A 241-nucleotide genomic window follows, 5' to 3' on the forward strand; every position below is an offset into this window, starting at 1 on the left:
GATCATTAATGCTCGCCAAACATCTGGTGTTTGAAGATTACTATTATCCGTGTATTGCAGACGAATATGACCGGCGGAGACGATTGTATTCAAGGCGTGCTTTAATTCATCGCCCGTTTTTTCCAAGGCCGCATTATAGTAGCCATTAGGATTAAAAATATCCGAATTTTCAGGAGGCGTCGGTGTAGCATTGATGATGCAAGTCGAAGAAAATGGCTGCATCACATGAGGGTGATGAGCT

Annotated in this window: 1 protein-coding gene; it reads right to left on the reverse strand. The window is 43.2% G+C overall.

Features of this window, described 5'->3' with window-relative positions; genetic code table 11:
* On the reverse strand, window positions 1–241 hold a 241-nt coding region (locus P8629_RS12570; RefSeq protein WP_278166430.1), incomplete at both ends, for a hypothetical protein.

Origin of the sequence: Hydrogenovibrio sp. 3SP14C1 (genome assembly GCF_029625905.1) — a bacterium.
Lineage (GTDB): Bacteria > Pseudomonadota > Gammaproteobacteria > Thiomicrospirales > Thiomicrospiraceae > Hydrogenovibrio.